This window comes from Actibacterium pelagium (genome assembly GCF_002285415.1).
In the GTDB taxonomy this organism is placed as follows: domain Bacteria; phylum Pseudomonadota; class Alphaproteobacteria; order Rhodobacterales; family Rhodobacteraceae; genus Actibacterium_B; species Actibacterium_B pelagium.
Map to the genome: position 1 here is coordinate 1327746 of NZ_NSBU01000007.1, position 12673 is coordinate 1340418.

General features: G+C 57.5%; 11 protein-coding genes. 4 read left to right on the plus strand and 7 right to left on the minus strand.

Annotation, left to right across the window (positions count from 1 at the left end):
- The first annotated feature begins 203 nt into the window (after positions 1–203).
- Positions 204–2060: a tetratricopeptide repeat protein gene (locus CLM58_RS15435; RefSeq protein ID WP_158221928.1), complete on the plus strand. Its 1857-nt coding sequence runs from the start codon at positions 204–206 to the stop codon at positions 2058–2060.
- 199 nt (positions 2061–2259) lie between these two features.
- On the opposite strand, the gene CLM58_RS15440 is transcribed toward CLM58_RS15435, so the two are convergent.
- Positions 2260–3864 (minus strand): BCCT family transporter, encoded by a 1605-nt coding sequence (locus CLM58_RS15440; RefSeq protein WP_095596756.1) that lies wholly within the window; start codon positions 3862–3864, stop codon positions 2260–2262.
- A gap of 462 nt (positions 3865–4326) precedes the next feature.
- Entirely contained in the window at positions 4327–4932 is a 606-nt protein-coding gene (locus tag CLM58_RS15445) for a riboflavin synthase (RefSeq protein WP_095596757.1), read from the minus strand.
- Positions 4933–5082: 150 nt separating this feature from the next.
- On the opposite strand from CLM58_RS15445, the gene CLM58_RS15450 reads away from it, so the two are divergent.
- The 3 genes from CLM58_RS15450 (at position 5083) to CLM58_RS15460 (ending at position 9549) form a co-directional block, all read left to right on the plus strand.
- The gene (locus CLM58_RS15450) at positions 5083–6366 is read left to right on the plus strand and encodes a capsule biosynthesis protein (protein ID WP_095596758.1); all 1284 of its coding nucleotides are present in this window, start codon (positions 5083–5085) and stop codon (positions 6364–6366) included.
- 86 nt (positions 6367–6452) lie between these two features.
- Positions 6453–7580 (plus strand): polysaccharide biosynthesis/export family protein, encoded by a 1128-nt coding sequence (locus CLM58_RS15455; protein WP_095596759.1) that lies wholly within the window; start codon positions 6453–6455, stop codon positions 7578–7580.
- A gap of 1 nt (position 7581) precedes the next feature.
- Positions 7582–9549: a capsular polysaccharide biosynthesis protein gene (locus CLM58_RS15460; protein WP_095596760.1), complete on the plus strand. Its 1968-nt coding sequence runs from the start codon at positions 7582–7584 to the stop codon at positions 9547–9549.
- A gap of 1 nt (position 9550) precedes the next feature.
- On the opposite strand, the gene ribD is transcribed toward CLM58_RS15460, so the two are convergent.
- From ribD to CLM58_RS15485, 5 genes are all read right to left on the minus strand, one after another.
- Entirely contained in the window at positions 9551–10654 is a 1104-nt protein-coding gene (gene ribD, locus CLM58_RS15465; protein ID WP_268236366.1) for a bifunctional diaminohydroxyphosphoribosylaminopyrimidine deaminase/5-amino-6-(5-phosphoribosylamino)uracil reductase RibD, read from the minus strand.
- Positions 10651–11121: a transcriptional regulator NrdR gene (gene nrdR, locus CLM58_RS15470; protein ID WP_095596761.1), complete on the minus strand. Its 471-nt coding sequence runs from the start codon at positions 11119–11121 to the stop codon at positions 10651–10653. Before nrdR ends, ribD begins: the two co-directional genes overlap by 4 nt.
- A gap of 245 nt (positions 11122–11366) precedes the next feature.
- Complete coding sequence (locus CLM58_RS15475; protein ID WP_095596762.1) at positions 11367–11783, minus strand: secondary thiamine-phosphate synthase enzyme YjbQ; 417 nt, start codon at positions 11781–11783, stop codon at positions 11367–11369.
- A gap of 3 nt (positions 11784–11786) precedes the next feature.
- Positions 11787–12254 carry a hypothetical protein gene (locus CLM58_RS15480; RefSeq protein WP_095596763.1) on the minus strand — a complete coding sequence of 156 codons (468 nt, stop codon included), beginning with the start codon at positions 12252–12254 and terminating at the stop codon, positions 11787–11789.
- A 40-nt stretch (positions 12255–12294) separates the two neighbouring features.
- Entirely contained in the window at positions 12295–12582 is a 288-nt protein-coding gene (locus CLM58_RS15485; RefSeq protein WP_095596764.1) for an HlyU family transcriptional regulator, read from the minus strand.
- Positions 12583–12673 lie beyond the last annotated feature (91 nt).

Sequence of the window (12673 nt, forward strand, 5' to 3'; positions counted from 1 at the left end):
ACTTACATATGAGTTGCATATGACTGTTTTGCAGTAATCAAAGGGGGCCGCGCGGCCCCTTTTTCCTTGCCTTTTGGTTGGCGGTTTCCGAACCCTTCGTGTAAATTAAACGCGTTCCAGGAGATATCTAGAACTTGTTTGATACTCCTACGGAGGCATTTCACTTCGAAGGAACTAAGAACTATTAATTTTTGGAGATTTGTTTGAACTCTTCTGTCGAAAAAACCTACCAGCTTGCCAAGTCCCAAGAAGCGAAAGGTGAAATCGAAAGAGCAATAATTCTATACAAGAGGGCTTTGCGTACCGCACCAAACGACAAACGGGTGAAGAAAGCTCTTAACAGGTTGGATCGGCTTCGACGCGAAAAGGCAGCACTTCATCCTCCGCAATCTTCGATTGATCAATTGTTAAAGCTGTTAAGAGCCGGTCAGTTTGAGGCCGTGTTGAAGCACGCGGTAAAACTTTTGTCGATTTACCCCAAATCGTTTTTTGTCTGGAACATACGTGGAGCCGCAGAAAACGCGCTTGGGAACCTGTCGCAAGCAGAGAAATCATTTGGGAAAGCTTGCTCAATTAATCCGAACTATGCGGAAGGGCTGAGCAATTTTGCCTCTGTTCTTCACCTTCAGGAAAGAACGGAAGACGCGATCAAAGCTTGCTCCAAGGCCGTTGCACTAAAGCCAGATTTATTTGAAGCGCAGAACCGTCTTGGTGCACTTTATCTGAAAATTGGGGAACTGGAGAAAGCAGCGCACCACCTCTCGCAAGCTGTCAATCTCAAGCCAGAAAGTGCAATTGCTCAAAATGATCTGGGTGCAGCATTGAGATCTCTGAAGAAGTACTCTGAAGCAGAAAACTGTTTCTCGGAAGCTATCAGAATAGATGAAAACGACCCGATCCCCCACATTAACCTTGGTAAAGTTCAGTTCAGGCAAGGCGAAACAGAGAAATCTATTGCCAGTTTTGAAAGGGCGCGTGATCTGAACCCAAGAATTGCTACGGTTCACAGATCTCTAGGTGCCTCGCTTTTCGAGTTAGGTCGAATTGACGAAGCAGTTGATTGCTTTAGGCAAGCGCTTGAATGCAATCCTCGATCCATTTCATCCCTGATAAATCTTGCAAGCATGCCAACAGGAAGTCTGGGAAAAGATATCCTGAATTTGCTTTCGGAAGTGGCCCATTCAAACAAAGAAAGACTTTCAGACACAGATGAAAAATTCCTTTTGGCACACATGTTGCGGCACAAGGGCAAAGCCGTTGAAAGCTTTGAAGCACTAAAGCTGGCCAATGCGAGCAAACTCGATAGAAACGAACTTGAGAGTTGGCGGCAGGAATGCCGGGCTATTTCGGAGGTGGTCGCAAATTGGCTACCGTCGGAATTCAACGAACCACTTCCCAACCGTGTCAAGTTTCTGTTTGTATTGGGTCCCTCACGTTCCGGAAAGTCCACGCTCGAGGCACTCCTCGGCCTATCCAAAGAGGTCTCGCTTGGATTTGAGGCCTGGAAGGATTCTGAGGCAAAGAAGTATCTAAAACAATTAGCCTCTAACGAGCTTGAGGTGATGGGGACAACAGCCGAAGCCAATATCGAAGAGGTTTTATTCACAAACCGACAAGCCTTGGAGGCGGAAAAGAAAAGCCTCCGAATATGCACCAACCCGATGATCATTGAAGTTGCGCATCTCCTTTTTGGCGCTTTTGACAACGCGTATTTTCTATTTGTACGGCGAGATGAAACCGAGAACGCATCTGAAGTCTTTGCAACAGACTACAAATCAAAACGCCTTCCATTTTCCTACGATGCTGAAGCGTCGATGGAGTATGTTCAGTGGTACAATTCTTTGACGACTGACCTTTGCGGAAAGATGGGTTCAAGAGCCCGAATGATACGATTTGAGGAACGCATAGCAGATCCGGGCAAACTAGAAGATGAGTTTGCGGATTGGCTGGGTGTCAAATTTGAAGCATCCGGTGGTTTCGCCTCAGGCTTGGAAAAGAGAAGAGCTGGCGATTACATTCAGCAATTCAGAGAATTACTCAGCGCTGATCGTGCTTTATGAGAATGGCCTAAGGGGTCAAACCTTGCAAACGTGAGCGGGGATAAACGCGATCGAACCCATACCTATTGAATTCAATTGAAACGGTGCATGTCCAACCCCGGATGCGCACCCATTAGGCATCTACGCTTTTTGAAACTGCATCTCTCGGTTCAGTCTGCCTTAAAGGTATCAGCGCGCCCATTGGGCGCGCTGACTATCGTTACATTTTCCGTTGCTCGGATCGAAGTGCCAGCCAGAGGCAATAGCACATGATCAGCACAACGATGGTGAACGGTATGCCGGTCGAAACTGCGGCGCCCTGCAATGCGGCCAGACCGCCCCCAAGCAGCAATGCGATCGCAACCAGACCTTCCAAGGTGCACCAGAACACGCGCTGGATAACGGGTGCATCCATCTTGCCACCGGCCGTGATCGTGTCGATCACAAGACTGCCACTGTCAGACGAGGTCACGAAGAAGACGATGATCAAGACCAGCGAGATTGGCGCCACGATGCCATAGAAAGGCAGTTCCTTGAGGAACCCGAACAAGGCACCTTCCGGGGCATAGCTGTCGATGACGGTCGCCCGAACACCTTCCGCGCCACCTGCATTCAGCAGATCAATCGCAGCACCACCGAAGGTGGACATCCAAAGTGCGCAAACTGCGGTTGGGGCCAGCAAGCAGCACACGACGAACTCGCGCACCGTGCGGCCCTTTGAGATGCGCGCGATGAACATGCCGACGAACGGGGACCATGCGATCCACCAAGCCCAATAGAAGGTCGTCCAGCCATGGAAGAAGCTTGTGTCCTCTCGACCGAACGGGTTCGAAAGGGCTGGCAACATGACGATATAGTCGACCATTACGTTGAAATAACGCGAGATCGCGGTGCCGATCCCGGTGACCAGCATAACGAAGACGAACAATGCAACGGCCATTATCATGTTGATCTCTGACAGGCGTTTCACCCCAGCATCCATGCCAAGAAGGACAGAGCCAAGGGCGATGATGGTGATGCCGATGATCAGAAGGACGACAACCGTTGGTGTCGGCTCGATGCCAAAGACTTCGCTAAGACCCGCCGCAACTTGCTGCGCGCCTAGTCCAAGCGATGTGGTCAGGCCGAACAACGTGGCAAAGACGGCCAGCGTGTCGATCAGATGGCCCCACCATCCCCAAATGCGCTCTCCCAACAGGGGAAAGAATGCCGAACGCAGGGTCAAAGGCAGGTTCAGATTGTAACAGAAGATCGCCAGTGACAGGCCGACGGCCGCGTAGACGGCCCAAGCCTCGAGCCCCCAGTGGTGAATGGTGCCAACGACACCAACATATTCGTTCCCCGGCGTGTTGATATCCAAGTTCAACGGACGGGCGCCGCCGCCTTCTGAAAAGTTGTAGTAGACGGGCTCTAGAACGCCGAAGAACAACAGTCCGATACCAATGCCGGCTGCAAACATCATCGCGATCCAACCTGCATAGCTGTAATCGGGTTTGGCATCCTTGCCGCCAATGCGCACTTTCCCGACTGGCAAAACGATCAGGGCCAAGCAGAAGAGCGTGATGACGTTGACCGAGAGCACTAGGAACCAGTCAAAGGTGCTGGTCAGCCATGGCCGAAGCCAGCCAAACAAAGCCGCTGCTCCTTCTTGGTTTGCCAAAGCAATCAAAACGAAGGCACAAATTAAAATCGCTGAAATTAGAAAAACAGGGTTGTGGATATCCAGCCCCAAGGGCCGCACATTGTCTTGTCCCAGCTCATATTCTGTCTCGAAATCCCAGACTCTGGGGTCAGGATCGAGCATCTTTTTTTTAGATTCCGACATATTCCCTCCCTACGTTACCGACGTGGTTTCGTACTTCGAGGATGCCTGAATCCGGCGAAAAATCAAATTTCGCCCGTTTTTCAGGCACTTCCAGAGGCACGGGAAAGCGCCCATCTCTGCATCGCAGCAGACGAGGGATGTCGTCTTAACCGATGGTCTTTCAAGCCTGAGGTTCGTCGCAAATCAGAATGTGATCGGCCTTAAGAAAGAAAATCAAATATCTGTATTACAAGGAAACTTCGACTTTGATTCATCATTTCCGCCCGAACCAAGTCTGTCTAAAAGTCCTTGAGCGCAGAGAAAAGGCTACGGGTTTCGATGCGGTACGTCACTGGGTGACCCGGGGCCTTAGCGGGTATTCGCTGCGATTGCAGCCTGGGTGGTGAGCTCCAGCCTGCGTGCCTTTCTAAGAGCACTTAAATCGCCAATCTCAATCGCTCCGTTGTTGGGCAAATGTGGTGGTCAGGCCCCGCCCCACTCTTGCAGTCGGGCGACGTAGCGGGCCAGCGTGTCGATCTCAAGGTTGATCCGGTCCCCGACCTGCGCGCGACCCCATGTGGTCTCGGCCTTGGTGTGGGGGATGATGTTGACGCCGAAATCGCAGCCGTCGACCTCATTCACGGTCAGGGACGTTCCGTTCAGCGCGACCGATCCCTTGGGGGCGATAAAGCGGGCCAATGCCTCGGGGGCGCGGAAGGTGAAACGAGTGCTGTCGCCTTCGTCGGTCATCGCAACGATCTCGGCCACGCCATCAACATGGCCTGACACGATGTGACCACCCAGTTCGTCGCCGACCTTCAAGGCGCGCTCTAGGTTCAACGGGGTGCCGACACCCCAATCGCCGATATTGGTTTTGGAAACACTTTCAGCCGAGATATCGACTTGGAACCAGTGGCCCTGATCGTCAGTGCCCAGATCGGTGACAGTCAGGCAGCAGCCATTGCAGGCAATCGAGGCCCCAAGATCGATCCCGGAAGGGTCATAGGCCGTGCCGATCCGCGCAGTCAGGTCGCCGCGTTGTTCAAGGCTGCGGACAGCGCCGACATCGGTGATGATTCCGGTAAACATGGGCTAGCTCCTCTTTGTGCTCAGAGGTAGCTGTTGCATGACCGAAGGGCAAGCGCAGCACCAGCCTTTGAATGGACACAAAACTCTGCTAATGGCTTTTCAGCGTATCTGTTAATCATTTATTCGCCCTGTTTCTGGCACCTATATTCCATGAGCTCGATCGAAAAACGCTTTCTCTTTCTGCAAGGCCCGCACGGGCCCTTTTTCTGTCAGCTGGCCCGAAACTTGCGAAAGGCCGGTCACAAGACTTGGCGCGTGGCGTTCAACAGTGGGGATCAACTTTTCTGGGCGCAGCGGAGAAACCTGATCCGCTTTACCGATACCGCCGAGAACTGGCCCAAGACCTGTCAGGACTTGCTGGATAAGCATCAGATCACCGATATTGTTCTCTACGGGGAAGCACGGGCGCATCACGCCGAGGCCGCTCGGATCGCCAAGGAACGCGGTCTGCGTGTGCATTTCTTTGAAGAAGGTTACATGCGGCCCTATTGGGTCACCTATGAGCGCGGCGGGACAAACGGTAATTCGCGTTTGATGGAAATCCCGGTGTCCGAAATGGCGCGTCAGCTTGGAAAGTGCGATCTGCGCCCACCACCCGCGCCTGCCCATTGGGGTGAGATGCGACAGCACGTGTTTTACGGGGCGCTCTACCATTATTTCGTGCTGGGATTGAATTGGCGCTTTCGCAAGTTTCTGCCGCACCGAGGCATCTCGGTCGGGGCAGAGTTCCGCCACTATATTCGCAGACTGTTTTTGATGCCTGCCCAAGCGGTGCATCGGGCAATCATGACCCGCAAAGCATTGCGCGGCGGGTTCCCCTACCATCTTGTGCTGCTGCAACTGGAACATGACGCAAGTTTCCGCGCGCATAGCCCGTTCAAATCCGGTGCCGAGTTCATGGAAATCTGCGTGCGCGGTTTTGCCAAAGGGGCGCCACCGCACCACCGACTGGTCTTTAAGGCGCATCCATTGGAAGACGGGCGCGCGCGACAGCGGGTCAAGCTGCGCAAATTAGCCAAGAAATACGGCGTCGCTGATCGGGTGTTTTACATTCGTGGTGGCAAGCTGGCATACCTGCTTCGCACTGCGACATCCGCGATCACCGTGAATTCTACTGCCGCGCAGCAGGTCCTATGGCGTGGTCTGCCACTGAAAAGCTTTGGCAAAGCGGTGTATACCAAGCCGGAGTTTGTATCGCCGCAGGGGATAGAGGCATTCTTTCGCAACCCCATGGTGCCGGACCTGGATGCCTATCACACCTATCGTCGGTTCCTGATGGAGACGTCGCAAATCACCGGCGGCTACTACTCTCGTGCGGGGCGCGAAGCCCTGTTACGCCGGGCAACAGATCTGGTCCTGCAGGACAGCGACACCTATTCCAGACTGGCCCGGCCGGACGCGGCCCCGCAGCAACACTTGGCTGCGGTGCAATGATACAACCAGTGATAGCTGTAGCGCGGAGAGCGACAGTTCGCTAAGAAACTCAAAACACTAATAGTACGACCGACAGGAGCGCACGCATGCCGCTGACCCCACGAACCCTTGCCAACAAGGCCCTTCTGGGCTGTGCCGTGCTAATTCTAGCCGGCTGTGCATTGCCGCGCTCTGGCCCGAACAAGGCCGAGATTGCCGCCGGTTCCGTCGAGAAACAGGGCGATATCTTCATCGTCGATGTTGATCCGAACGTTGTCAGCGCGACATATCGCGAGGTTGAATCTGGCTTCCCTGCCAGCTTTATCAACGCGCGCAAGGTTGGTCCGGATGTGATCTTCCCGGGCGACACGATCACGCTCAACATCTATGAAAACGTCGATGACGGTTTGCTCAGCTCAACCGGGGCGTCTGCGAGCACGCTTAGCCTGCAGGTCGATGGCTCGGGCTTTATCTTCATTCCCTATGCGGGCCGTATCCTTGCTGCGGGCAATTCGCCCGAACAACTGCGCCGCATCGTGACCGAAAAACTGTCGGCCCAGACCCCGGATCCTCAGATCATCGTCACCCGCGCGGCAGGCGAAGGTGGCACCGTGACCATCTCGGGCAATGCAGGTGCGCAAGGGATTTTCCCGATCGGCACCTCGTCGCGCACCCTGTCGGGTATGCTGGCGTCTTCTGGCGGGATCAGCGAAGACCCGAAAGCCGCGCGCATCACCGTGGTTCGCAACGGCAAGCGCGGGGCAATCTGGTATCAAGACATGTTCACCAACCCGAAGCTGGACATCGCGCTGCGCTCTGGTGACCAGATCTTTATCGAAGCCGATCCGCGCACCTTTACCTCGGCCGGGGCCACCGGCAACGGCGTGGTCGCCTTCCCCGAGGCAGAGCTGTCAGCGATGGAGGCCCTGCTGCTGGTCGGCGGTTTGCAGTCGTCGTCGTCCGACCCGACGGGCATCTTTGTGTTCCGCGACGAACCGGCTGCCATTGCCAACCGCGTTCTGGGCCGCAGTGACCTGACCGGTACGGCCCGCATGGCCTATATTCTGAACATGACCGAACCCATGGGCGTCTTCGAGGCGCGTGACTTCCAAATTCGCGACGGCGACACGGTCTACGTGACCGAGGCCCCGTTCGTTCAATGGTCGAAGTCGATCGCCGCAATCACCGGCACCCTTGGCGTGGCGAACACCTTCACCACGGCCACCGGCGGTTAACGTGACCAACGACGGGCGCCAAACGCTCTATGTCTATAACGGTGGTTTTCTGACCCAAAAACGCACCCGCCGGATCCTTGATCTGGCGGGTTTTGACATTCGGGTCGGCAAGCCCGGTGACGGCGACATGATCGGGGTCTGGGGGCAATCGCCGACCTCTGGCCGGGGCGAGGCTGTTGCCCGCGCCACCGAAGCCCCGGTTCTGCGGGTCGAGGACGCTTTTCTGCGCTCTGTCTTGCCGGGGCGGTTTGGCGAACCAGCGCTTGGGCTGATCCTGGACCACAAGGGGGTGCATTTCGATGCCTCTACCCCGTCCGAGATCGAACATCTTCTGGCTACCCACCCGCTAGATGACACCGGCCTTCTGGACCGTGCGCGGGCCGGGATCGACCGGATGAAAGAGCTACATCTTTCAAAATACACCGCCTTCGACCCCGCCCAGCCCGCGCCAGAGCCGGGCTATGTCGTGGTGATCGACCAGACAGAGGGGGATGCCTCGGTCCGAGCCAGCGGCGGCGATCGGGCCCGGTTCCTAGAGATGCTGGCCACTGCCCGGATCGAGAACCCCGGTTGTCGGATCTATATAAAGGCGCACCCAGAGACAGCGGCAGGCCAGCGGCCGGGCCATTTTAAAGAGGGCGACCTACAGTGGATGGCCGAATGGGCGCCCGAAGGCCTGTCGCCTTGGCACCTGTTCGAGGGGGCAGTGGCGGTTTACACCCTGTCGTCCCAACTGGGGTTCGAGGCGATTTTGGCGGGCCATAAGCCCCGTGTTTTCGGGCGGCCTTTTTATGCTGGCTGGGGGCTGACGCAGGATGAGCAGGACTTGCCGCAGCGCGGGCGCAACCTGACCCGTGCCCAACTTTTTGCCGTGGCGATGATCCTTGCGCCGACGTGGTACTGCCCCTATCGCGACCGACTGGCGAGTTTCGAGGAAACGCTGGAAACTCTTGGCGCGCTGACGCGTGCGTGGCGCGAAGATCATCAGGGCTGGCGCGCCGAGGGCATGCGCCTTTGGAAGCGCCGACACCTGCAACACTTCTTTGGTCGACAAACCGCGGTGCGCTTTTCTGGCGCCGTCAAAGACGCGCGGCAGATGGTCTGGGCCAGCAAGGCCGCGCCTGACAGCGCTGCCGTGCGTGTCGAGGATGGGTTCCTGCGGTCCAAGGGGCTTGGCGCCTCGCTCGTGCCGCCGCTGTCGCTGGTGGCCGATGATCTGGGCATCTACTATGACCCGACCCGCGAAAGCCGGTTGGAGCAGTTGATCAACGCCTCTGACAGCCTGTCAGAGGCACAGCACTGGCGGGCGGAACGGCTGATTGGCAAGCTGACTGCGGCGGGGCTGACAAAGTACAATCTGGACGGGGACGACCTGCCGGAATTGCCCGAGGGACGGCGCTTACTTGTGGTCGGGCAAGTCGAGGATGACGCCTCTATCCAGTTTGGCTGCCCGGCAGAGGCGACCAATCAAGCGCTGTTGGACCGATGCCGCGCGGAAAACCCTGATGCAGTTTTGATCTATAAACCTCACCCCGATGTCGAGGCGGGCTTGCGGAAAGGCGCGATCACCGGCGGGGCAGATGTCACCTTGTCGAACGTCGATGCGGGTGCCGCGATCGAGGCGGTGGATGAGGTTTGGACCCTGACATCGGCCTTGGGGTTCGAAGCTTTGCTGCGTGGCAAACCGGTCACCTGCCTTGGCCTGCCATTCTATGCCGGGTGGGGCCTGACCCGCGATTTGGCAGCCCCCCCTGCCCGACGGACCGCCCGGGTGGACCTGCCCGCCTTGGCCCACGCCGCGCTGATTTCCTATCCCCGCTATCTGGACCCGGTCACGCGCCTGCCCTGCCCGGTTGAGGTCGCTGTGGAAAGGCTTGCGTCTGGCGAGATGCCCGGACCCTCGGCCAGATTGCGGATACTGTCGAAACTGCAGGGGCTGTTCAGTAGTTACGCCCACCTGTGGCGCTAGCCTAGCTGCGCACCCAGTGATGCATCACATCGGCCCCGATTTGGCGTAGCTCGTGCAAACGGAACCGCGTAGCCTCTGGCAGTTCGTCCAGCCCCATGGCGCCGATTGACGGCGTGCCTTCTGCCCCGATCGCCAAACCCGCTGTAAAGCCCACCAGATGGTCGACCAGCCCCGCTTGCAGAAGCGATGCAGCCATGGTCCCGCCGCCCTCGCTGAAAACACGGGTGATGCCGCGTTCGGCCAAGGATTGCAGAACCAAGCCCGGGTTCAGCTGCCCCCCGGGGATCACGGGGACTTCGATCAGCTCTGCACCCGCTTCGGTCCATGCTTCAACGTTTTGCGGTTTCGGATTGGGACCGTGGCACAGCCACACCGGCACGTCGCGCGCGGTGGCGAAAAGCTTGCTTTGCGTTGGCAGGGTCAAACGGCTGGAGCAGACCACGCGCACGGGCTGTGGAACATCGCCCAGCCCCCGTACGGTCAAGGACGGGTCGTCGGCCCGAGCTGTGCCGCCGCCCACCAGTACCGCGTCATGTCGGGCACGCATCGCATGCACGTGGTGGCGCGCCTCTGGTCCGGTGATCCACTGGCTTTCTCCGGTGGCGGTCGCGATCCGACCATCAAAAGAGCTTGCCAGTTTCAGTGTCACCATCGGACGCCCTTCGGTCCGGTTCAGCAAAAAGCCCTGATGGTCGTGTGCGGCTTGTGCTTCGCATAACCCGGTTTCGACAGCGATCCCTGCGGCCTGTAGTCGTCTCAGCCCTTCGCCGGCGACGCGCTTGTCCGGGTCGCCAAGCGCGACCACCACCCGGGACACGCCCGCTGCGATCAAAGCGTCGCAACAGGGTCCGGTTTTGCCGGTGTGTGCGCAAGGTTCCAGCGTCACGTAGGCCGTCGCCCCTTGTGCGCTATCGCCTGCCTGCGCCAGCGCCACGACCTCGGCATGGGGCCGTCCGCCGTCTTGCGTCCAACCACGTCCGACGATCCTGCCATCCCGCACCAGCACGCAGCCTACGGCCGGATTCGGCCAGACACGGCCCATCCCCCGTCGCCCAAGCGACAGGGCCAGCGCCATGTAGCGGTGATCGCTGTCAGTAAAGGTCACTTGTCCTTGGTGGGTTCGGGCGGACGCAATTCGTGCACGAACTCTTCAAAGTCGTCAGCCGCCTGGAAGTTCTTGTAAACACTGGCAAATCGGACGTACGCTACGGTGTCGATCCGGGCTAAAGTCTCCATCACGATCTCGCCGATTGTCTTCGACGGGATATCCGTGTCGCCCATGCTTTCCAACCGGCGCACTATACCCGAGATCATCTGATCGACGCGTTCGGGGTCAAGCGGGCGTTTTTGCAGTGCGATGCGGATCGAACGTTCCAGCTTGTCACGGTCGAAATCTTCGCGTTTGCCGTTGGATTTCACGACCACAAGGTCGCGCAACTGCACCCTTTCATAGGTGGTAAACCGACCGCCGCAGGCCGGGCACAGGCGGCGCCTGCGGATGGCCACGTGGTCTTCGGCAGGGCGAGAATCTTTTACCTGAGTATCGACATTTCCGCAAAACGGGCAGCGCATGTCCCCTCCATTGAGATGCAACGGCAGTTATCCACAGCCACTATAGGGGAGCCTCTGCAGGTTGGGTAGAGGGGATTTCGCCCCACAAGATGAAGTGGTCGCTTTTAGGGTGGCGACTGCCGGATTTTTCCCCCTAATTTCACCACTTTTTAAGATTAGATTGATTGTATTAGACCCGGGCCGCGCTGGCCCTCTTTCCCCAATGGTCTAAGATGCGCCCGAACCCCGTTCGCGGCGCATCTTTTTTATCCCGCCATGAACTGGGCCGCGACACGTCGCATATGCGGGGCGTCGCGGTGTTCAAAAAGGTAAATCCCTTGCCACGTGCCCAGAACCGGGCGACCGGCCTGCACGGGGATCGACAGGCTGACCGGCATCATTGCCGCCTTGATATGCGCAGGCATATCGTCGGGCCCTTCATAGGTATGGGTCAGGTAGGACATCGACGGGTCCGTCGTCGGCGGCACCAGCCTCGCGAAGAAATTGCGCAAGTCGGTTTTGACCTCGGGGTCAGCGTTTTCCTGAATCAACAGGCTGCAAGAGGTGTGACGCACAAAGAGTGTCAGCAAGCCATCACCCTGCCCCGCGCACCAGTCCCGCACGTCGGGCGTGAATTCATACAGGCCTTGGCCACGGGTGCTGATGAAAAACTCCGTCAGCATCGATCAGCGCAAAAGCCATTCGAACAATGGAAACCGGGGCTTCAATTGACGACACATGAAGCTGGCGGCCCCGATTGTCATGCTTTCACCGGGTCTGGAGACGGTGGTGCTGAAGTCATTCGGGGGCCGTGTCGGTTCCGGCAGATCGGCTGTAGGTCGAACGGTAAAAACCACGCTTTTTACGCCCGGCCGTCGCACGCTTGGCGACAGCGGTTTCACAACATAGATGCGTTCTGCCACGGGCTGCCTTAAGGCGCGATCTGCATACTCCCCCGCCGCGCACCACAGGTTCGGGGCTGCATCGCCGGGGCGGGTCAGGACCTCGAACTGGCCCGGGGCGGTGGCTTCGCCCAGCACACGGTTGTCACGCTCTGTGATGTAGTTGGGCGCGTGCGGGGGCAATTCGGCCGGCCCGGGCGCCTGACAAGCGGCCAGCAACAGGGGCAGGAACAGGAAACGTCGGAACTGCATGAAACAAGTCTGGCCTGTGTTCACACCCTTAGGAAGGGCTTCAGGTAAACGGCTTGGAATCAAGCAACCGTTCGCCCATCTGGTCGATCAACATCTTTGCCTTGGTCACAGCGGCATCGGATGCGGTTTCGGCGTTCTGGAACGTGTCAGCGCGGATCAGCATGTGCGATCTGACCTCTCCGTCGATCTCTTTCTCGATCCGGGCGGTCAGGCGAAATGAACCGTCTTCCTTCACAGGTTCAGCATAGATTTTGAATCCTTCGTAAAGCTCAGGTTCCGAGGCCGAAGAAGAGCCATTCCCGCCGAAGAGTTTTTTGAAGAAGGACATGAAGGGGCCTTTCGTTGGTGTCGGCTTATTTGAACTGCCTACGGCCAAAGACACAACCCCGCCGACGAAAATGAAAACGGCGCCCGAAGGC

What these genes read in the sequence shown, in the direction of transcription:
- CLM58_RS15440 (WP_095596756.1), bottom strand. Translation starts at nt 3,864, where the DNA reads ATGTCGGAATCTAAAAAAAAGATGCTCGATCCTGACCCCAGAGTCTGG.
- CLM58_RS15445 (WP_095596757.1), bottom strand. Translation starts at nt 4,932, where the DNA reads ATGTTTACCGGAATCATCACCGATGTCGGCGCTGTCCGCAGCCTTGAA.
- CLM58_RS15450 (WP_095596758.1), top strand. Translation starts at nt 5,083, where the DNA reads ATGAGCTCGATCGAAAAACGCTTTCTCTTTCTGCAAGGCCCGCACGGG.
- CLM58_RS15455 (WP_095596759.1), top strand. Translation starts at nt 6,453, where the DNA reads ATGCCGCTGACCCCACGAACCCTTGCCAACAAGGCCCTTCTGGGCTGT.
- nrdR (WP_095596761.1), bottom strand. Translation starts at nt 11,121, where the DNA reads ATGCGCTGCCCGTTTTGCGGAAATGTCGATACTCAGGTAAAAGATTCT.
- CLM58_RS15475 (WP_095596762.1), bottom strand. Translation starts at nt 11,783, where the DNA reads ATGCTGACGGAGTTTTTCATCAGCACCCGTGGCCAAGGCCTGTATGAA.
- CLM58_RS15480 (WP_095596763.1), bottom strand. Translation starts at nt 12,254, where the DNA reads ATGCAGTTCCGACGTTTCCTGTTCCTGCCCCTGTTGCTGGCCGCTTGT.
- CLM58_RS15485 (WP_095596764.1), bottom strand. Translation starts at nt 12,582, where the DNA reads ATGTCCTTCTTCAAAAAACTCTTCGGCGGGAATGGCTCTTCTTCGGCC.